Here is a 19,512-nt window from a genome sequence, read left to right as displayed (position 1 = left end):
CCCGCCCGTCGGGGCGCTGTTCGTTTGAGCACACATCACCTCTGCTTCCCACGAGTCACAGGGCCCGTCATCGCCCTTTTATTCCCTCGCGTCGGGCCGTCGGCCGGGAGGCTCGCCGTTGACCGCCTTTACGGGTTAAGATACCGGCCACTCAACCCATTGCAGTTCAATCCGAGCCTTATCGCCCGTGAAATTACAGCCCGTGAAATCAAAACTCCTGACCAGCCTGTTTGCCATGGCCTCTGGCGCCATCGCCGTGCTCGCCTTCTCGCCCTTCAACTACTGGCCGCTGGTGATCCCCTCCCTGCTCGGTCTCTACGCCCTGCTGGACAAGGCCAACCCCAAGCAGGCGGCCTGGCGTGGCTTTGGCTACGCCATGGGGCTGTTTTTGCCGGGGCTGTGGTGGATCCACGTCAGCATGACCATGTTCGGCGGCATTCCACTGCCGGTGGCCTTCGTGCTGCTGGCCGGGCTGTCGGCCTATCTGGCACTCTATCCGACCCTGGCCTGCTGGGCCTTCGCCCGCTTCTTCAGCGGTCGTCACTGGAGCCGCTGGCTGCTCGCCTTCCCGGCACTCTGGCTGATGGCCGACTGGCTGCGCGGATGGGTGATGACCGGCTTCCCCTGGCTCTGGTTCGGCTACAGCCAGATCGACGGGCCCCTCAAGGGCTTTGCCCCCATCCTCGGCGTGCAGGGCATCACCCTGGCGCTGCTGTTGACCGCCTCCGCCCTCTGGCTGCTCTGGCAGAGCCGCAAGCCGGCCTGGCTGCTGGTGCCGGTGGCCCTGGTAGGTGCCGCCCAGGGGCTGATGCAGCTCAACTGGGTGACCCGCGGTGAACCGGTCAAGGTGGCGCTGGTGCAGGGCAACATCGAACAGTCCCTCAAGTGGGATCCGGAGGCGCTGGTGCCGACCGTGCGCAAGTATCAGGATCTCAGCCGCGAGAACCAGGACGCCGACATCATCGTCTGGCCGGAATCGGCCATTCCGGCCATCGAGAAGGAGATGGGCAACTATCTGGAGAGCCTGGACAAGGCGATGAAGGTGAACGATACCGGCCTGCTGGCTGGGATCATCCACTACGATCTCGAGCAGCAGCGCTTCTTCAATACCGTGCTCGGCATGGGGGTGCAGGATGCGGAAGGCAAGGAGTCCTACTACTACCAGCACAAGAACCGTTACTACAAATACCACCTGCTGCCCATCGGCGAGTTCGTGCCCCTTGAAGATCTGCTGCGTCCCATCGCGCCCTTCTTCAATCTGCCCATGTCCTCCTTCAGCCGTGGCGACGAGGTGCAGCCGAACCTGATCGCCAAGGGGCTCAAGTTTGCCGCCGCCATCTGCTACGAGATCATCTTCCCGGACGAGGTGCGCCGCAACGTGCAGCCGGATACCGACTTCCTGCTGACCGTCTCCAACGACGCCTGGTTCGGCACCAGCATCGGCCCCTGGCAGCACATGGAGATCGCCCGCATGCGCGCCCTCGAGCTGGCCCGCCCGCTGCTGCGCGACACCAACACCGGCATCACCATCGTCACCGAGATCGACGGCAGCATCATCGCCCAGATCCCGCAGTTCGAGGCCGGCGTGCTGCGCACCGAGGTGCGTCCCGCCCACGGCGAGACCCCCTACCTGCGCTTTGGCAACTGGCCCATGTATGGCATCGCCGCCCTGCTACTGGCGCTGGGACTGGGGCTGCGCCCCCGCGCCCACCCCTGGGCGCGCAAGGGCTGACCCGGTCGTACAACCCGATAAATAAGAGAGGCGCCCAAGGGCGCCTCTCTTTATGGCTTGGCTTATGGCTTGGTACTTTCTGACTGCTTAGGGAGAGAGTGGCTCACGGTGATACTCATCGGCCCCGCACTCGGGACAAGTGCCGAGCTGCTCGGGGTGCAGCACGGTATGGCGCCACTCGCAGTGATCGCACACCAAGACCCCGAGCCCCACCCAGTCGCCGGCCCGGTAGACCCCCTTGTGCTCCAGCTCGTCTGCCAGCTCCTGCCACTCCACCTGGGTGCGGTCGGTCACGTCCGCCAGCCAGGACCAGGCGGTGTCTTTGAGCGCCAGCATGAAGGCGGACTCCTCCACCTGCTCATCCTTGCGCCCCTCGTCATAGTTGCCCAGATCCCGCTTCACATACTCGGCGATCAGCGCCAGCTCGTCCTGGGTCAGATCCCCGGCTGCCTCCAGATAGGCCTGCACCTTGGCGATCATCCGGTTGAGGCGCTCCCCCTGGAACTGTTCTGTCTCTTGCCACTGCTTTTGCAGCTCAGCAATGAAGGCTTCGTACCCTTTTTGACGTTTGTCCATGGCCGTTACTCCTCTACTGAACCCTGATCAGGCCCGGCTTAAGGCCCGAGGGACGCTGGCGGTTGTTGCCGCCGCAGGATATGGGTATTCTATTGCGATTTCCCAGCTGATTTATCTATCCATTTCACAGATCCGGATGTCACCAATGCAAGAGCAATACGTTCCCCAATCCATAGAACCAGCAGTGCAAAAGCACTGGGATGCCAAGAAAACCTTCAAGGCGGTGGAGAAAGTAGACAAGGAAAAGTTCTACTGCCTCTCCATGTTCCCCTATCCGTCTGGTCGTCTACACATGGGGCACGTTCGCAACTACACCATAGGTGATGTGATCTCCCGTTATCAACGCCTCAATGGCAAGAACGTGCTGCAACCCATCGGTTGGGACGCCTTCGGCCTGCCGGCGGAAAACGCCGCCATCAAGAACAACACGGCACCGGCACCCTGGACCTACGAAAACATCGAATACATGAAGAACCAGCTGAAGATGCTGGGTCTGGGTTATGACTGGGATCGCGAGCTGGCCACCTGCAAGCCGGACTACTACCGCTGGGAGCAGTGGTTCTTCACCAAGCTCTACGAGAAGGGTCTGGTCTACAAGAAGACCTCCTCCGTCAACTGGTGCCCGAACGACATGACCGTACTGGCCAACGAGCAGGTTGTCGACAACTGCTGCTGGCGCTGTGACACCCCGGTGGAGCAGAAAGAGATCCCCCAGTGGTTCATCAAGATCACCGACTACGCCGAAGAGCTGCTGAACGATATCGACAATCTGGAAGGCTGGCCGGAGATGGTCAAGACCATGCAGCGCAACTGGATTGGCCGCTCCGAAGGGGTCAACATCAGCTTCGCCATCGAGGGTCAGACTGAGCATCTGGAGGTCTACACCACCCGTCCGGACACCTTCATGGGCGTGACCTATGTCGGTATCGCCGCCGGCCACCCGCTGGCGCTGCAAGCAGCCCAGACCAATCCGGAACTGGCCGCCTTTATCGAAGAGTGCAAGAACACCAAGGTGGCCGAAGCCGAGCTCGCCACCATGGAGAAGAAGGGCATGGCCACCGGCCTCTACGCCATTCACCCGCTGGATGGCCGCAAGGTACCGGTCTGGGTCGCCAACTTCGTGCTGATGAACTACGGCACCGGCGCCGTGATGGCGGTACCGGGCCACGACCTGCGTGACCATGAGTTCGCCACCAAGTATGGGCTCGAGATCAAGCCGGTCATCAAGCCGGTCGATGGCGAGCTGCCGAACGTGATCGACGCCGCCTACACCGACAAGGGCGTGCTGTTCAACTCCGGCGAGTTCGACGGCCTCGAGTTCCAGCCGGCATTCGATGCCATCGCCAGCAAGCTGGAGAGCCTTGGCTGCGGCAAGCGCACCGTCAACTTCCGTCTGCGCGACTGGGGTGTCTCCCGTCAGCGCTACTGGGGTGCTCCCATCCCCATGCTGACCCTGGCCGACGGCACCGTCGTGCCGACCCCGGAAGACCAACTGCCGGTACTGCTGCCGGAAGACGTGGTGATGGACGGTATCCAGAGCCCGATCAAGGCCGACGCCGAGTGGGCCAAGACCACTTACAACGGCCAGGAAGCGTTCCGCGAGACCGATACCTTCGACACCTTTATGGAGTCCTCCTGGTACTACGCCCGCTACTGCTCCCCGGACTACGACAAGGGCATGCTGGATCCGGCGGCTGCCAACCACTGGCTGCCGGTGGATCAGTACATCGGCGGCATCGAGCACGCCTGTATGCACCTGCTCTACGCCCGCTTCTTCCACAAGCTGCTGCGTGACGCAGGTCTGGTCAACAGCGACGAGCCGTTCAAGCGCCTGCTCTGCCAGGGCATGGTGCTGGCCGACGCCTTCTACTACAAGGACGAGAAGGGCGGCAACGTCTGGGTCAGCCCGACCGACGTCAAGGTGGAACGTGACGAGAAGGGTCGCATCACCAAGGCCGTCGACAATGAAGGTCGTGAAGTCATTCACTCCGGCATGACCAAGATGTCCAAGTCCAAGAACAACGGCATCGACCCGCAGCTGATGGTGGAGCGTTACGGCGCCGATACCGTGCGTCTGTTCATGATGTTCGCCTCGCCCGCCGAGATGACCCTGGAGTGGTCCGACTCCGGCGTCGAGGGTGCCCAGCGCTTCCTGCGCCGTCTGTGGCGCATCACCTTCGAGCACGTCAGTGCCGGCGTAGCTCCCGCACTGAATGTGGCGGCACTCAGCAGCGACCAGAAAGCCGTGCGCCGCGAGCTGCACAAGACCATCGCCAAGGTGAGCGACGACGTGGGTCGCCGTCAGACCTTCAACACCGCCATCGCCGCCATCATGGAGCTGATGAACAACCTGGCCAAGCTGGGCAACGACGAGCAGGACCGCGCCCTGATGCAGGAAGCGCTGGAAGCGGTCGTGGTCATGCTCTACCCCATCACCCCGCACATCGGCTTCGAGCTGTGGAAGATGCTGGGCAAGGGCGACGACGTGGATCACGCCGTCTGGCCGGTGGCCGACGAAGCGGCCATGGTCGAGACCGAGAAGCTGGTGGTGGTGCAGATCAACGGCAAGATGCGCGGCAAGCTGACCGTGCCGGCCGAGATCAGCCAGGCCGACGTCGAGAAGCTGGCCATGGCCGATGCCTCGGTCCAGAAGTTCGCCGACGGCCTGACCGTACGCAAGGTGATCTACGTGCCGGGCAAACTGCTCAACATCGTGGCCAACTGATGCCATACCGCCTGGCCATACAGACTGACCGTCTGGTTGCCAGGCGGTAACAGCAAACGGATGATAACGGCGGGCCCTGCGCCCGCCGCTCTTCACTTCATGCAAAGAGGATTTTCTATGGGCACCACCCTCACTCGCTGGCTGACCATACTGCTGACCGGTCTGCTGCTGCAGGCCTGCGGTTTTCAGATGCGCGGCACCGCCATCCCGCCCGAGTTGATGACCATGAAGGTGGTCGGTGACAACAAGAGCGATTTCTATCGACTGGTCACCACCCGCCTCAAGGCGGCCGGCGTGCAGCTCGCCGACAAGGAGGGCATCCCGGTGCTGACCCTGTCCGGCGTCGGCAGCACCAGCCAGGTCGCCTCCGTCGACTCCATCGGCCAGGCCCGTGAATACGTGCTGGGCTACAACACCCAGTTCACTGTCTCCATGCCGGGCAAACCGACCCAGGTCTTCCCCATCGCCTTCAACCGCAGTTTCCTGAACAAGCCGGATGCGGCGCTCGCCTCCTCCCGCGAGCAGGAGCAGCTTGGCAAGGAGATGCAGGAGCAGGCCGCCAACCTGGTGATCCGCCAGCTCAGCCAGGTCAAGTTCTGATGCACGTATCTTGATGAGAGTTCGTTGATGAGAGTCTATCCCGAGCAGTTTGCGGATCACCTCAAAGCAGGGCTCAAGCCCTGCTATCTCATTTTTGGGGACGCTCCCCTGTTCAAGAATGAGCAAGCCATCGACCGTGCATCCTTCCCCCTCAACCAGGCCAGGTTCTGATGCGGATTTACCCTGAACAACTCGCGGATCACCTCAAGGCAGGGCTCAAGCCCTGCTATCTCATTTTTGGAGACGAGCCCCTGCTCAAGCTGGAAGCCATCGACGCCGTGCGCCAGGTGGCGCGCAAACAGGGCTTCGATGAGCGCCACAGCTTTGTGGTGGAGCAAGGGCTGGACTGGAATCAGGTCTACGATGCCTGCCAGGCCATGAGCCTGTTCTCGGCCCGCCAGATCATCGAGCTGGAGCTGCCGGCCAAGGTCGACAAGGAGTTGGCCGCCCGCATCAGCGAGATCGGCAAGCAGCTGCACCCCGACCTGCTGCTGGTGCTGAGCGGTAATCGCCTCAACCAGACCCAGATGAAGGCAGCCTGGTTCGACAAGCTGAGCCAGAGCGGCACCTATGTGCCGGTCAACCACCCCGAACCCCGTTTCTTTCCGCGCTGGATGAGCGCCCGCTTCCAGCGCTTCGGCCTCAAGGCGCTGCCGGATGCGGTCAACTTCATGTGCCACTCCTACGAGGGCAACCTGCTGGCTGCCAGCCAGGAGATCGAGAAGCTGACCCTGCTCTCGCCACCCCAGCCCATCAGCGTCGCCTATCTGCAGGAGACCATCATCCGCCACGCCCACTTCACCCCGTTCCAGCTCATCGACACCCTGCTGGAAGGAAAGGTGAACCGGGCCCAGCGCATCCTGCTGGCCCTGCGCGCCGAGGGTACCGAACCCGGCATGCTGGCCTGGGCCCTCTGCCGCGAGCTGGAGCAGCTCACCGAGCTGGCGCTGGCTGCCAGGGCCGGTCAGCCGCTGGTGGAGCACTTCTCGCGCCTGCGCATCTGGCAGAGCCGCCAGCAGCTCATTCAACAGGCGCTGACCCGGCTGCCCTTCGCCAAACTGCAGCAGTTGTGGCAGCTGATGGCCCGGCTCGACGACGCCCAGCGTCGCTTCGATACCGAGCAGGCATGGCTGATGCTGCAGACCCTCGCCCTCGGTTTTCGCGATGGCACCCCCTTGCCGCTGGCGGGATCTGACGCATGATCCAGCCCGTCGACATCCCGGCCGTCACCGGAGGGAGCCCATGTTGAAACCACCCATCGGTATTCTGGGGGGGACGTTCGATCCCATCCACATCGGTCACCTGCGCCCGGCCATCGAGGCCCGCGACGCCCTGGGTCTGGCCGAAGTGCGCCTGCTGCCGAACCATATTCCGCCCCACCGGGCCAGCCCCTTCTGCTCGAGCGAGCAGCGTCTGGCCATGGTCGCCCTGGCAGCGGCGGAAAACCTGGGCTTCGTGGTGGATGAGCGGGAGCTGAAACGGGACACCCCCTCCTGGACCATCGACACCCTCATCGAGCTGCGTCATGAACTGCCGGATACCCCGCTCTGCTTTTTGATGGGGATGGACTCCCTGCTCGGCCTGCAGAGCTGGCACCGCTGGCAGGAGCTGCTCGATTATGCCCATCTGGTGGTGAGTACCCGCCCCGGCTGGCAGCCGGACTATCCGGCCGAGGTGGCCGAGCTGCTGGCCCGTCACCAGAGCCAGCAGGTGACGGATCTGCACCGGCTGCTCCATGGCCGCATCTGGCTGGCGGACAATCTGCCGGTCGAGCTGTCGGCCACCCGTCTGCGGGCGCTGCTGGCGACAGGCGCGGATCCCCGCTATCTGCTGCCGCCGTCGGTGGCACAATACATCCGCCAGCAGGGGCTGTACCGGCCGGCATGAACCCGATCGCGGCCGGCGGTTGTCCGGCACGGATCGCGCACTATAGTGATCAACAGGGGGCGAGTTTGCCAAGCGGGCACGGCCCCTGTTCCACTCCCCTTCACCGCACTGGGAAACGGGAGTGACCATGATATAATCCGCCGCCCTCACGCCGTGAAAGCGCGCCGGAATACAGGAGAGACTCATTGCAAGGTCAAGAATTGCATGCCTTTATCGTCGACAAGATCGATGACATGAAAGGCCGCGACATCATCACCCTCGATGTACGCGGCAAATCCAGCATCACCGACACCATGATCGTCTGTTCCGGCAACTCCAGCCGTCACGTCAGCGCCATCGCCCACCATCTGGCCAGCGAGGCCCGCCATGCCGGGCTCGATCTGCTGAGCGTGGAAGGCCAGCTCACCGGCGAATGGGTACTGGTGGATCTGGGGTCGGTGATCGTGCACGTGATGCAGGATGAGCATCGCGACTTCTACCAGCTGGAAAAACTCTGGAACGGCACCGCTCAAGTGAACGCGCAATAACCGAGTACAAGTGTAATAAACGATGAAGATCCAGTTGATTGCGGTGGGCACCAAGATGCCCGCCTGGGTAGAGCATGGCTTCGAAGAGTATCGTCGTCGTTTCCCCAAAGACATGCCGTTCGAGCTGGTCGAGATCGGCGCCGGAAAACGTGGCAAAAATGCCGACATCCCCCGCATTCTGCAAAAAGAGGGGGAAGCCATGCTGGCGGCGGCCGGTCGTTCGCGTATCGTGACCCTGGATATTCCCGGCAAACCCTGGACCACCGAGCAGCTCGCCGTGCAGCTGGAAGCCTGGAAGCTGGATGGCCGCGACGTGGCCCTGCTGGTGGGCGGCCCTGAAGGGCTGTCGCCCGAGTGCAAGGCTGCGGCCGAACAGAGCTGGTCGCTGTCGCCGCTGACCCTGCCCCACCCGCTGGTGCGGGTGCTGGTGGCCGAGAGCCTCTATCGCGCCTGGAGCATTACCACCAATCATCCGTATCACAGAGAGTGAGCCATGAATTATTCCAGCATCACCCTCACATACCCGTATCACAGAGAGTGGGACATGCACTATTCCAGCATCACCCTCACATACCCGAATCACAGAGAGTGAATCATGCGTTATTCCAGCATCCCCCTCTCAAACCAGAATCACAGAGCGTGAGCATGCACATCTGCACCCTGTTTCTCACCTGCTCGACAGCCATAAGGTAGCGGCATGCTGAAGAATCGCATCGAGATGCGCGACCACAGCGCCGAGGGTCGCCTCTTCTTTCGACGTACCCTGGTCGCCTACATCGGCATGATAGTGCTGATGCTGGTGTTGCTGGGCAACCTCTATTATCTGCAGGTCGAGTCTTACGACACCTACCAGACCCGCTCCAACGACAACCGCATCCGGGTGGTGCCGGTGGCACCGCCACGCGGCCTCATCTATGACGCCAACGGCGTGCTATTGGCGGAGAACCGCCCGGTCTACAGCCTGGAGATAGTGCCGGAAGAGACCAAGGATCTGGAGAAGACCGCCGACGAGCTGATCGCCCTGCTGAAGCTGCCGGAAGGCACCAAGGAGAAGTTCCTGGCCGAGGTCAAGCGCCAGCGCCGCTTCAAGCCGGTGGCCCTGTTCGAGAAGCTGACTGAGTATCAGGTTGCCCTCTTCTCGGTCAACCAGCACAACTACCCCGGGGTCAGCATTGAGGCCTACCTCAAGCGCTACTATCCGTTCGGTGACACCCTCACCCATGCGCTGGGCTATGTGGCCAAGATCAACACCCGCGACGTGGAGCGCCTCGACAAGGAGGACAAGCTCGCCAACTATGCCGCCACCAAGGACATCGGCAAGCAGGGGGTGGAGAAGTACTACGAGGATCAGCTGCACGGCGTGGCCGGCTACCAGGAGGTCGAGGTCAACAACCGCGGCCGGGTGGTGCGTACCCTCAAGTTCCAGCCGCCCGAGCCCGGCAAAGATATCTACCTCAACATCGACATCCGCCTGCAGCTCAAAGCGCAGGAGTTGCTGGCCGGTCGCCGTGGCGCCATCGTGATGATGGATCCCAATACCGGCGCCATCCTGGCCATGGAGTCGAGCCCGAGCTATGACCCCAACCTGTTCGTGACCGGCATCTCCAGCGCCAACTACTCGGCGCTGCTCAACGATCCGGCAAGGCCGCTGGTGAACCGCACCACCCAGGGCATCTATGCACCCGCCTCCACTGTCAAGCCCATGATGGCGGTGATGGGGCTCAACGAGGGGGCCATCACCCCCAACTACCGCTACTTCGGCGGCCCCAGTTTCTCCATCCCCGGCACCACCAAGAAGTTTCGCGACTGGCGCCGCTGGGGTCACGGCTGGCTCGACGTCTACCGCGCCATCGAAGTGTCGGCGGATACCTACTTCTACGATCTCGCCTACCGGGTCGGCATCGACAAGATCAACAGCTACATGACCAAGTTCGGCTTCGGTCAGTACAGCGGCGTCGATCTGTACGAGGAGACCAAGGGGGTGATGCCGTCGCGCGACTGGAAGATGGCCCGCTGGCGCCAGCCCTGGTATCAGGGTGACACCATCTCCATCGGCATCGGCCAGGGCTACTGGAGCGCCACCCCGATCCAGCTGGCCAAGGCCATCAGCATCCTGACCCAGAACGGCCACGACGTGACGCCGCACCTGCTCAAGAGCACCGCCTCCATCGATGGCGTGGTCAATGCCCCCATCAACCCGAACATGGCCATCCAGACCAAGAGCGACAGCTACTGGCAGGTGGCCAAGGACGGCATGTGGCGGGTTATCAACGGTCACGAGGGAACCGGTCGGCGCGCCTTTGCCAACACCCCCTACAAGGCGGCAGGCAAGTCCGGTACCGCCCAGGTGGTGGGGCTGAAGGAGAACCAGGTCTACAACGCGGCCACCACCAAGGTGGAGCACCGCGACAACGCCCTGTTCGTCTCGTTCGCCCCGTTCGAAGCACCCAAGGCGGTCGTCGCCCTGGTACTGGAAAACGCCGGTGGCGGCAGCGCCATGGCCGCCCCGGTGGCCCGCCAGATGCTGGACGCCTACCTGCTGCCACCGGAGCCGCAACTGCCGCCGGCGCCGGCCAAGAAGCCCCAATCTGAAGAGGTCGCTCCTCATGAGTAATTCCGCTCGCCAGCAGAGCATCTGGTACAAGCTGCACATCGACTTGCCGCTGCTGCTCGGCCTGCTGACCCTGATGTCCCTCTCCATGGTGGTGCTCTACTCCGCCTCCGGCCAGGACGTCGACTCCATCGTGCGCCAGCTGGTGCGCGGCGGGCTGGCGTTCGCCCTGATGATCGGCATGGCCCAGCTGCCCCCCTCCCTCTATGCCCGCTGGTCGGTGCCGCTGTTCGTGGTGGTGGTGCTGCTGCTGGTTGCAGTGGACGTGTTCGGTCATATCGGCAAGGGGGCCCAGCGCTGGCTGGACCTCGGCTTCATGAAGTTTCAGCCCTCCGAGGTGATGAAGCTCTCCATGCCCATCATGGTGGCCGCCTGGCTCAGCCGCCACTCGCTGCCGCCCAAGTTCAGCCACCTGGTGCTGAGTCTCATCATGGTGCTGCTGCCTACCCTGCTGATCGCGGCCCAGCCCGATCTCGGCACCTCCATCCTGGTGGCCGCCTCCGGCTTCTTCGTGATCTTCCTGGCGGGGATAAGCTGGTGGCTGATCGGGTTGGCGGTGCTGCTCATCTGCGCCTTCATGCCGGTGCTCTGGTTCTTCCTGATGCACGACTACCAGCGCCAGCGGGTGCTGATGTTGCTGGATCCTGAGAAGGACCCGCTCGGTCGCGGCTATCACATCATCCAGTCCAAGATAGCGATCGGCTCCGGCGGCGTGTTCGGCAAGGGCTGGCTGCAGGGCACTCAGTCCCAGCTCGAGTTTCTGCCCGAGCGCCACACCGACTTCATCTTCGCGGTGTTCAGCGAGGAGTTCGGCCTGGTGGGCGTGGCCCTCCTGCTGGTGATCTACCTCTACATCATCAGCCGCTGCCTGTTCATCTCCATGCAGGCCCAGAACAGCTTCGAGCGCCTGCTGGGCGGTGCCCTGACCCTCACCTTCTTCGTCTACGTGTTCGTCAACATGGGCATGGTGAGCGGCATCCTTCCGGTGGTGGGGGTTCCCCTGCCGCTGGTGAGCTATGGCGGCACCTCCATGGTGACCCTGATGGCCGGCTTCGGCATCCTGATGTCCATCCAGACCCACAGAAGGCTGCTCGCCTGATGCGACTGGCCGGTTTGCTGCTCTCTCTCGTTGCCCTGACCGCAACGGCGGCCGTCGAGCCTCCGGGGCTCGCCCGGCTCGCCGAGCAGCAACAGGTGCCGCTGGCCGAGCTGCAGGCCGCCGCGGCCCAGGCCAGCTTGCGCCAGGAGGTGCTCGACACAATCAGCCGCCCCTGGGAGGCCAAACCCTGGCACCGTTACCGGCCGCTGTTCATCACCCCGGAGCGGATCCGGGACGGCGTCGACTTCTGGCAACGCCACGCCGCCACCCTGGCGCGGGCCGAACAGACCTACCAGGTGCCGGCGTCCCTCATCGTCGCCATCATCGGCATCGAGACCTTCTACGGCCGCCAGATGGGCCGCCATCCGGTGCTCGACAGCCTCTATACCCTGGGCTTCCACTACCCGGAGCGGGCAGACTTCTTTGCCAAGGAGTTTGCCCAGCTGGTGCTGCTTGCCCGGGAGGAGAAGTGGCCACTCACCCGCCTGAAGGGTTCCTATGCCGGCGCCATGGGCATGGGTCAGTTCATGCCCTCCAGCTATCGCCACTATGCGGTCGACTTCGACGGCGACGGCAAGCGCGATCTGTTCACCAATCCGGTGGATACCATCGGCAGCGTTGCCCACTATTTTGCCGAGCACCAGTGGCGCTGGGGGGAGTCGCCGGTCGAACCCGCCTTGATCGGGCTGGCGCCAGTGGGTACCCTGCTGGGGCCTGCCCCCGAGCTGACCCAGACCTGGGCCGAGCTGGCCACCGCAGGCATTGAACTCGCCACCCCGCTGGCACCCGACACGCCGGTGAAACTGCTGGCATTGGAACAGGCCGATGGACCGGAATACTGGGTCGCGCGCCACAATTTTTATGTGATCACCCGCTATAACCGCAGCCCGCTCTATGCGATGGCGGTGCATCAACTCAGTCAAGCAATCCAGGACGCGTATGCATTACAGCCACAAACTTCTCCCGCTCAGCCTGACCTTGTTGCTGGCCGCCTGTAGCAGCCAGCCGGAGCAGCTTCCCCCGCCTCCCGAACCGATCCAGCCGGAAAAACCCCAGGTCATCGAGATCCCTCAGGCCACCGGCGCCATCCCGCGCCCCGAACCCCTGAGCGCCAGCGGCAACCGGGATTACTGGATAGGCAAGCAGAAGAACGAGGTGTGGCGCGACATCAAGCACTACAGCGAAGAGGGGACTGCCAGCTGGCTGGCGCAGGATCTGGACGGCCAGAAGACCGCCAACGGCGACGTGCAGGACAGCAAGCTGTTCAGCGCCGCCCACCGCAACCTGCCGCTGCCAAGCTATGTGCGGGTCACCAACCTGGACAACGGGCTGGAGACCATAGTGCGGGTCAACGATCGCGGCCCCTTCGGCAGCGACCGGCTGATCGATCTCTCCCATGCAGCCGCCAAGCAGCTGGAGATGGTGGAGGGGGGCGAGGCTCGGGTGCGGGTCGAGCTCATCAACGACACCCCGGACCAGATGGTGATCATGGCCCCCATGAAGCCCATCGAGATGACGCCGACCACGCCGGCGGCCGCGGCCCCTGCTGCTCAGGACGGCTTCGTCGGTCAGCCCACCGAACTGGCCATGGCTACACCGGCTACCGCCGAACCGGCCCCGGTCGTCAAACCCGCCAAACCGGCAGCGGCCAAGGCGGCCGCGCCCGCCAGCAGCGGCGAGGGCAAGATGATCCAGGTGCTGGCCAGCGGCTCGCAGGCACGGGCCGAGGCGATGGGCAAGGTGATGACCCAGCGCCATGGGGTGCCCTACCAGGTGGCGGCCCACGGCGCCATCTTCCGGGTCCTGCTGGGACCGGTCCCCGCCGCTCAGCAGACCGCCCTGCTCGAACAGATCCGTCAGGGAGGGCTGGAGCAAGCCTTCATCGTCCCCTGATAGGGAGTGGCTCAGCCAGCATGAACCACCGCCAGCCGCCCGCCATCACGTCGTTTCCCGGCGTGATGGCGGCAACGGATGGATAAAAAACCAGGCCAGATGGCACGTCGGGCTTTGACCGACGGTCGCTTCTGGTATAGTGAAGCCCGCATTTTTAACTTGGGTTACCCCAACCAGGCTCCAGGAATTTCAAGATGTCCAAATTTGCCCGTTCAGTTATTCTGGCCTCCCTGATAAGCGCCACCGCTCAGGCCAACACGCCTGTACCGACCCCGAACGCCAACCCCGTGGTCGTTCCCGCCGCGCCGGAGATCTCCGCCAAGGCCCATATTCTGATCGACTACTACTCGGGTCAGGTGCTGGCCGAGCAGAACGCCGAAGAGCGTCTGCCGCCCGCCAGTCTGACCAAGATGATGACCTCCTACATCATCGGCCAGGAGCTGCTGAAGGGGAACATCAAGCGCACCGACATGGTGACCATCAGCCAGAACGCCTGGTCCAAGAACTACTCCGACTCCTCCAAGATGTTCATCGAGGTGGGCAAGCAGGTCTCGGTCGATGATCTCAACAAGGGCATCATCATCCAGTCCGGCAACGACGCCTGCGTCGCCATGGCCGAATTCCTGGCCGGCAGCACCGACTCCTTCGCCAGTCTGATGAACAGCTGGGCCGCCAAGCTCGGCATGAACGACAGCCACTTCATGAACCCGCACGGGCTGGATGCGGAAGGTCACTACAGTACCGCCCACGACATGGCGCGCCTGGGCCAGGCCCTGATCCGCGACCTGCCGGACGAGTACAAGATCTACGCCCAGAAGTCCTTCGTGTTCAACGGCATCACCCAGCACAACCGCAACCGTCTGCTGTGGGATCAATCCCTGCAAGTTGACGGCATCAAGACCGGCCACGTCAGCCAGGTCGGCTACAACCTGGTCTCCTCCGCCACCAACAACGAAGGCATGCGCCTGATCGCCGTGGTGCTGGGTGCCAGCAGCGAAGCCTCCCGCGCCGCCGAGAGCAAGAAACTGCTCACCTACGGTTTCCGTTTCTTCCAGAGCCTGACCCCGTACAAGGCCGGCACCGAGCTGGTGACCCAGAAGATCTGGATGGGCGACAAGTCTGAAGTGAAACTGGGCGTCGACAAGGACGTCTCCGTGCTGGTCACCCGTGGCCAGGGCAACAACCTCAAAGCCGACTTCCAGCTCGAGAGCGAGCTGAAGGCACCGCTGGCCAAGGGCCAACGGGTCGGTACCGTGTTCCTCAAGCAAGGTGACAAGGAGATCAAGCAGGTTCCGCTGGTCGCCCTGGAAGAGGTGCAGGAAGGTGGCCTGATGAGCCGTCTGTGGGATTACCTGGTGATGCTGGTCTCCAGCTGGTTCAAGTAACCTGCGCACAAACCTGACCAAACAGCGGCGCCAACAGGCGCCGCTGCTGTCTTTTGCGGTCGGGCCAGTCAATAACCCTGCAATCTGCAGGTTCCGCCGACTGACGATTTGTGGTAAAAAGCAGCACCTCCATGCCTCGTCTGCCAGACCGGACCTTGATCCCGGCCTGGGCAATGCCCATATACACTTGAGCAGTGCCCGCCACAGACGGGTAGATGGCGGCCCTGATGGGCCATCGGCCACTAGCCACAAGCGATGAAGTCGTCCCGTGACGACACCAAAAGGTGAGTAAATGAATACCAAGTTTGATGAACTGCTGGAGTTCCCCTGCAAGTTCCCGTTCAAGGTGCTCGGCGTTGCCGACCCGGCGCTGCCGGACATGGTGGTGGAAGTGCTGCAGCAGCACGCCCCCGGTACCTACAGCCCGACCGTGCAGCCCAGCTCCAAGGGCAACTACCACTCGGTCCGGGTCACTGTGACCGCCCAGAGCAAGGAACATATCGAAGCCATGTATACCGCACTCGGTAACATAGAGCTGGTTCGCTACGTCCTGTAAGTCGCCTCTCTCGCCCCGCCACCGGGGCGACTGATTATTTGCCAGCCGGCTGTCGTGGCCGCGCTGGCCGACCCCAGCGCCTGTCAGTGAGGAAAGATGTCACTCCAAACCCCCGCCGAATCACCATCGTCAGCCCCCCGGCTGCTGGTCAGACAGCTGGGCCGCCGTCCCTACCAGCCGGTATGGGATGCCATGAAGGCCTTCACCGACAGCCGTACCCCCGACACCCCGGACGAGTTCTGGGTGGTGGAGCACGACCCCGTCTACACCCAGGGTCAGGCCGGCAAGGCCGAACACCTGCTCGCCCCCGGCGATATCCCGGTGGTGCAGAGCGATCGCGGTGGCCAGGTGACCTATCACGGCCCCGGCCAGCTGGTGCTCTACGTGCTGGTGGATGTGCGCCGCAGCAAGCTGACGGTGCGCGAGCTGGTGACCTGTCTCGAGACCGCCATCATCAACACCCTGGCCAAAAGCGGGATTGAGGCTTATGCCAAACCCGATGCCCCCGGCGTCTACGTGAAGAACCAGCTCGGCGCCTCGCTGCAGACAGAAGCCAAACTGGCCTCGCTCGGCCTGCGCATCCGCAAGGGTTGCTCGTTCCACGGCCTGGCCCTCAACGTCAACATGGACATGACCCCCTTCCTGCGCATCAATCCGTGCGGCTATGCGGGCATGGCCATGACCCAGACCAGCGCCCTGGGCGGCCCGCAGAGCGTGGCCGAGGCGCAAGCGATGCTGGTGGCCGAACTGGCCAGCCTGATCGGCTATGAGACAATCACGAATACCGAAGAGGCGGCATGAGCGAGCCCATGCTGCCTGGCCATGAGGGCACCGAGATGACCCTGGTGGCTATCAACCAGACAATAACAAACACCGAGAGTGAATCATGAGCAAACCCGTTCGTATGGAGCCGGGCGTCAAGCTGCGCGATGGCGACAAGATGGCCCTGATCCCGGTGAAATTCATGCCGGATCCCAACGAGGAAGTGCTGCGCAAGCCGGACTGGATGCGGATCAAGCTGCCGCCGTCGAGCCAGAAGATCGAGCACATCAAGAGCACCCTGCGCAAGAACAAGCTGCACTCAGTGTGTGAAGAGGCCTCCTGCCCCAACCTGGCGGAGTGCTTCAACCACGGCACCGCCACCTTCATGATCATGGGTGCCATCTGCACCCGTCGCTGCCCCTTCTGCGACGTGGCCCACGGCCGCCCGCTGGCGCTCGATCCGGACGAGCCGAAGAAGCTGGCGCTGACCATCAAGGAGATGGGGCTGAAATACGTGGTGATCACCTCGGTGGACCGCGACGATCTGCGCGACGGCGGTGCCCAGCACTTCGCCGACTGCATCAAGCAGATCCGCGAGCACAGCCCGCAGACCCGCATCGAGATCCTGACCCCGGACTTCCGCGGCCGGATGGAGCAGGCACTGGAAGTGTTCCGCGAGACCCCGCCTGACGTGTTCAACCACAACCTGGAAACCGCCCCGCGCATGTACCGAGTCGCCCGTCCGGGTGCCGACTACAAGTGGTCGCTGGAGCTGCTGCGCCGCATCAAGGAGATGCACCCCCATGTGCCGACCAAGTCCGGCGTCATGATGGGTCTGGGCGAAACCAACGAAGAGATCGTGCAGGTACTCAAGGACTTGCGCGAACACGGCGTCAACATGCTGACCCTGGGCCAGTATCTGCAGCCGAGCCGCCACCACCTGCCGGTGAAGCGCTACGTGCCGCCCGCAGAGTTCGACGAGCTCAAAGACGTGGCCATGGGGCTGGGCTTCTCCCACGCCGCCTGCGGTCCCTTCGTCCGCTCCTCCTACCATGCGGACCTGCAAGCCAAGGGCGAAGAGGTGAAATAACCTCGCTCCCCCTGGTCAAAAAAGAGCGCCCTTGGGCGCTCTTTTTTATGGGGTGGCCACAGGCTGACGCCGTTTTGGCTGCCGACCACGGCCAGCGCCGTTTGCACTCACTTCGCCGCCGGGTTAACGTGAGCCTCCCTTCTCCCCTTGAGTGATCTGCAGGATGCCGACACCGCTTATCCGCTTGCTGCCCATGAGCGAGCAGCACTACCCCGCCTATTGCGCCTGCTTCATCGAGGAGTACGCGCAGGATCTCGCCAGCAACCAGGGCCACGATCTCGCCACCGCCCGCCACAAGGCCGAGGCCTCCCTGCAGCGCTATCTGCCGCAAGGGGTAGCCAGCGCCGGTCACCACCTGCTCTGCATCCTGCCCGCAGACGCAGAGGGCGCGGTTGCCCCCGCCGAGGGGGGGCCACTGGGTTATCTCTGGCACGCCATCGACAGCGACGGCGCCGCCACCTTTATCTATGACTTCTATGTCGCGCCGGCCCACCGCAGCCGGGGGATCGGCAAGGCCGCCATGGCGCTGCTGGAAGCCGAGCTCAGGCGCAGCGGCATCCGCCAGATCACCCTGCGGGTCGCCCACGACAACCCGCGCGCCCTGGCGCTTTACCAGGAGGCGGGCTTCGCCATCACCGGCTACAACATGGCCAAACGGCTGGGTTGAACGCCTTGTCCCGCCCTTGTACCACCCGGACAGGGGCGTGCCACCACCCGGCTGGCGCTGATATGATGAGGCCGCCCCGGCCTGCGTCGCTGCGCACGCCCTGTTTGTTCCCTGTCGCCCCGTTTCAGGATCCTGCTTATGTCACACACCCGCGTCTTCATCGTGCACGGCTATACCGCCTCCCCCCACTCCCACTGGTTTCCCTGGCTCAAGGCGCAGCTCGAAGCCCGCGATATCCGGGTCGAGGTGCTGGCCATGCCTGATCCCCACCATCCGCAACCCGCCGCCTGGGACGCCGCCATGGACAGCCTGGTGCGCGATCACGATGAGCGGACCTTTCTGCTGGGCCACAGCCTCGGCTGCATCACCATCTTGCGCCAGCTGAGCCGCCTGCCCGCCTCCCGCCGGGTGGGCGGGATCCTGCTGGTGTCCGGCTTCGATCAGCCGCTGCACACCCTGCCTGAGCTGGATCCCTTCATGACCCAGGGTTACGACCCGGCCCACATCATGGCGCTGGCGCCCCGACGGGTCGTGGTCGCCTCCCGCGACGATGCCATCGTGCCCTATCGCTACTGCCAGCACCTGAGCGAACAGCTGGCCGCGCCGCTCTACAGCCTGGAGCATGGCGGTCACTTCCTCGATCGGGACGGTTTTCTGGCGCTGCCGCTGGTACACGACCGGCTGCTGGGGATGATCGAGGACCAATAGATGGCAAAACGGCCACTTGCGTGGCCGTTGCAACACTCCGCCGGCTAGAGCGAGATGCCGGAAAAAGACATGAAGCCGAGCGACATCAGCCCGGCCACGATGAAGGTGATGCCGATGCCGCGCAGCCCCTCTGGCACATCCGAATACTTCATCTTCTGGCGCAGACCGGCGATGGCGACGATGGCCAGCAGCCAGCCCAGCCCTGAGCCCGCCCCGTACACCACGGATTCGATGAAGTCGTAATCCCGCTGGGCCATAAACATCACCCCGCCGAAGATGGCGCAATGCACCGTCAGCAGCGGCAGATAGATGCCCAGCGCGTGATAGAGCGCCGGAAAGTGCTTGTCGAGCACCATCTCCATCACCTGTACCAGCGCCGCCAGCACCCCGATATAGACGATGAAATCGAGAAAGCTCAGATCAAACTCGCCGAGGAAGGTACTCTCGGGACGCAGGATATGGCGGTAGATCAGGTTGTTGAGGGGAATGGCGATCACCATGACCACCAGCACCGTCATGCCAAGGCCGAAGGCGGTGTTGATGTTCTTGGAAACGGCCAGGAAGGTGCACATGCCAAGGAAGAAGGCCAGCGCCAAGTTTTCGACAAAAATCGAGTGAATAAACAGGTTTACATAATAATCCATCGGGTCGGCTCACAACGTGTACGGGGCGGGGGCCGCCTTCGCGCCCGCCG

General features: G+C 63.3%; 20 protein-coding genes. 18 read left to right on the top strand and 2 right to left on the bottom strand.

Annotated elements, in window-relative coordinates; genetic code table 11:
* Nucleotides 1-187 precede the first annotated feature (187 nt).
* Nucleotides 188-1,732, top strand: coding sequence for an apolipoprotein N-acyltransferase (gene lnt, locus OKB87_RS09765; protein ID WP_168756255.1), 1,545 nt, complete (start codon nucleotides 188-190; stop codon nucleotides 1,730-1,732).
* A gap of 87 nt (nucleotides 1,733-1,819) precedes the next feature.
* Here lnt and OKB87_RS09760 read toward each other — a convergent pair whose 3' ends face one another.
* Entirely contained in the window at nucleotides 1,820-2,308 is a 489-nt protein-coding gene (locus OKB87_RS09760; RefSeq protein ID WP_005298255.1) for a zinc ribbon-containing protein, read from the bottom strand.
* Nucleotides 2,309-2,453: 145 nt separating this feature from the next.
* On the opposite strand from OKB87_RS09760, the gene leuS reads away from it, so the two are divergent.
* The 17 genes from leuS to OKB87_RS09675 all read left to right on the top strand — a co-directional run bounded on the left by leuS (nucleotide 2,454) and on the right by OKB87_RS09675 (nucleotide 18,818).
* Nucleotides 2,454-5,033 (top strand): leucine--tRNA ligase, encoded by a 2,580-nt coding sequence (gene leuS, locus OKB87_RS09755; protein ID WP_270827269.1) that lies wholly within the window; start codon nucleotides 2,454-2,456, stop codon nucleotides 5,031-5,033.
* A 117-nt stretch (nucleotides 5,034-5,150) separates the two neighbouring features.
* On the top strand, nucleotides 5,151-5,633 hold the full coding sequence (locus tag OKB87_RS09750) for an LPS-assembly lipoprotein LptE (RefSeq protein WP_016351676.1): 483 nt from the start codon (nucleotides 5,151-5,153) through the stop codon (nucleotides 5,631-5,633).
* 27 nt (nucleotides 5,634-5,660) lie between these two features.
* Nucleotides 5,661-5,804 carry a hypothetical protein gene (locus OKB87_RS09745; protein WP_041216680.1) on the top strand — a complete coding sequence of 48 codons (144 nt, stop codon included), beginning with the start codon at nucleotides 5,661-5,663 and terminating at the stop codon, nucleotides 5,802-5,804.
* Complete coding sequence (gene holA, locus OKB87_RS09740) at nucleotides 5,804-6,835, top strand: DNA polymerase III subunit delta (RefSeq protein ID WP_011707024.1); 1,032 nt, start codon at nucleotides 5,804-5,806, stop codon at nucleotides 6,833-6,835. The genes OKB87_RS09745 and holA overlap by 1 nt, the downstream gene beginning before the upstream one ends.
* A gap of 40 nt (nucleotides 6,836-6,875) precedes the next feature.
* Nucleotides 6,876-7,520: a nicotinate-nucleotide adenylyltransferase gene (nadD, locus tag OKB87_RS09735; protein WP_270827268.1), complete on the top strand. Its 645-nt coding sequence runs from the start codon at nucleotides 6,876-6,878 to the stop codon at nucleotides 7,518-7,520.
* Nucleotides 7,521-7,705: 185 nt separating this feature from the next.
* Nucleotides 7,706-8,047, top strand: coding sequence for a ribosome silencing factor (gene rsfS / locus OKB87_RS09730; protein WP_270827267.1), 342 nt, complete (start codon nucleotides 7,706-7,708; stop codon nucleotides 8,045-8,047).
* Between the two features lie 22 nt (nucleotides 8,048-8,069).
* Nucleotides 8,070-8,537, top strand: a complete 468-nt coding sequence (rlmH, locus tag OKB87_RS09725) for a 23S rRNA (pseudouridine(1915)-N(3))-methyltransferase RlmH (RefSeq protein WP_005298242.1) — start codon at nucleotides 8,070-8,072, stop codon at nucleotides 8,535-8,537.
* A 207-nt stretch (nucleotides 8,538-8,744) separates the two neighbouring features.
* Nucleotides 8,745-10,661, top strand: a complete 1,917-nt coding sequence (mrdA, locus tag OKB87_RS09720; protein WP_270827265.1) for a penicillin-binding protein 2 — start codon at nucleotides 8,745-8,747, stop codon at nucleotides 10,659-10,661.
* The gene (gene rodA / locus OKB87_RS09715; protein ID WP_016351680.1) at nucleotides 10,654-11,757 is read left to right on the top strand and encodes a rod shape-determining protein RodA; all 1,104 of its coding nucleotides are present in this window, start codon (nucleotides 10,654-10,656) and stop codon (nucleotides 11,755-11,757) included. The genes mrdA and rodA overlap by 8 nt, the downstream gene beginning before the upstream one ends.
* Complete coding sequence (gene mltB, locus OKB87_RS09710) at nucleotides 11,757-12,755, top strand: lytic murein transglycosylase B (RefSeq protein WP_270827264.1); 999 nt, start codon at nucleotides 11,757-11,759, stop codon at nucleotides 12,753-12,755. Before rodA ends, mltB begins: the two co-directional genes overlap by 1 nt.
* On the top strand, nucleotides 12,697-13,650 hold the full coding sequence (locus OKB87_RS09705) for a septal ring lytic transglycosylase RlpA family protein (RefSeq protein ID WP_270827262.1): 954 nt from the start codon (nucleotides 12,697-12,699) through the stop codon (nucleotides 13,648-13,650). Before mltB ends, OKB87_RS09705 begins: the two co-directional genes overlap by 59 nt.
* Before the next feature lie 194 nt (nucleotides 13,651-13,844).
* The gene (locus tag OKB87_RS09700; RefSeq protein WP_011707032.1) at nucleotides 13,845-15,035 is read left to right on the top strand and encodes a D-alanyl-D-alanine carboxypeptidase family protein; all 1,191 of its coding nucleotides are present in this window, start codon (nucleotides 13,845-13,847) and stop codon (nucleotides 15,033-15,035) included.
* A 292-nt stretch (nucleotides 15,036-15,327) separates the two neighbouring features.
* Complete coding sequence (ybeD, locus tag OKB87_RS09695) at nucleotides 15,328-15,591, top strand: DUF493 family protein YbeD (RefSeq protein ID WP_005298227.1); 264 nt, start codon at nucleotides 15,328-15,330, stop codon at nucleotides 15,589-15,591.
* Nucleotides 15,592-15,687: 96 nt separating this feature from the next.
* Complete coding sequence (gene lipB / locus OKB87_RS09690; RefSeq protein WP_017409254.1) at nucleotides 15,688-16,392, top strand: lipoyl(octanoyl) transferase LipB; 705 nt, start codon at nucleotides 15,688-15,690, stop codon at nucleotides 16,390-16,392.
* Nucleotides 16,393-16,477: 85 nt separating this feature from the next.
* Entirely contained in the window at nucleotides 16,478-17,443 is a 966-nt protein-coding gene (lipA, locus tag OKB87_RS09685) for a lipoyl synthase (protein ID WP_011707035.1), read from the top strand.
* Between the two features lie 163 nt (nucleotides 17,444-17,606).
* Nucleotides 17,607-18,110 (top strand): GNAT family N-acetyltransferase, encoded by a 504-nt coding sequence (locus OKB87_RS09680; protein WP_270827261.1) that lies wholly within the window; start codon nucleotides 17,607-17,609, stop codon nucleotides 18,108-18,110.
* A gap of 138 nt (nucleotides 18,111-18,248) precedes the next feature.
* Complete coding sequence (locus OKB87_RS09675) at nucleotides 18,249-18,818, top strand: RBBP9/YdeN family alpha/beta hydrolase (RefSeq protein WP_049048181.1); 570 nt, start codon at nucleotides 18,249-18,251, stop codon at nucleotides 18,816-18,818.
* Nucleotides 18,819-18,862: 44 nt separating this feature from the next.
* On the opposite strand, the gene nqrE is transcribed toward OKB87_RS09675, so the two are convergent.
* Nucleotides 18,863-19,462, bottom strand: coding sequence for an NADH:ubiquinone reductase (Na(+)-transporting) subunit E (gene nqrE / locus OKB87_RS09670; RefSeq protein WP_011707038.1), 600 nt, complete (start codon nucleotides 19,460-19,462; stop codon nucleotides 18,863-18,865).
* Nucleotides 19,463-19,512 lie beyond the last annotated feature (50 nt).

Source organism: Aeromonas sp. Y318-1 (assembly GCF_027706125.1).
GTDB classification, from domain to species: domain Bacteria; phylum Pseudomonadota; class Gammaproteobacteria; order Enterobacterales; family Aeromonadaceae; genus Aeromonas; species Aeromonas hydrophila.
Note: the sequence above shows the minus strand (reverse complement) of the source record. Positions and strands in the feature narration are given on the sequence as shown.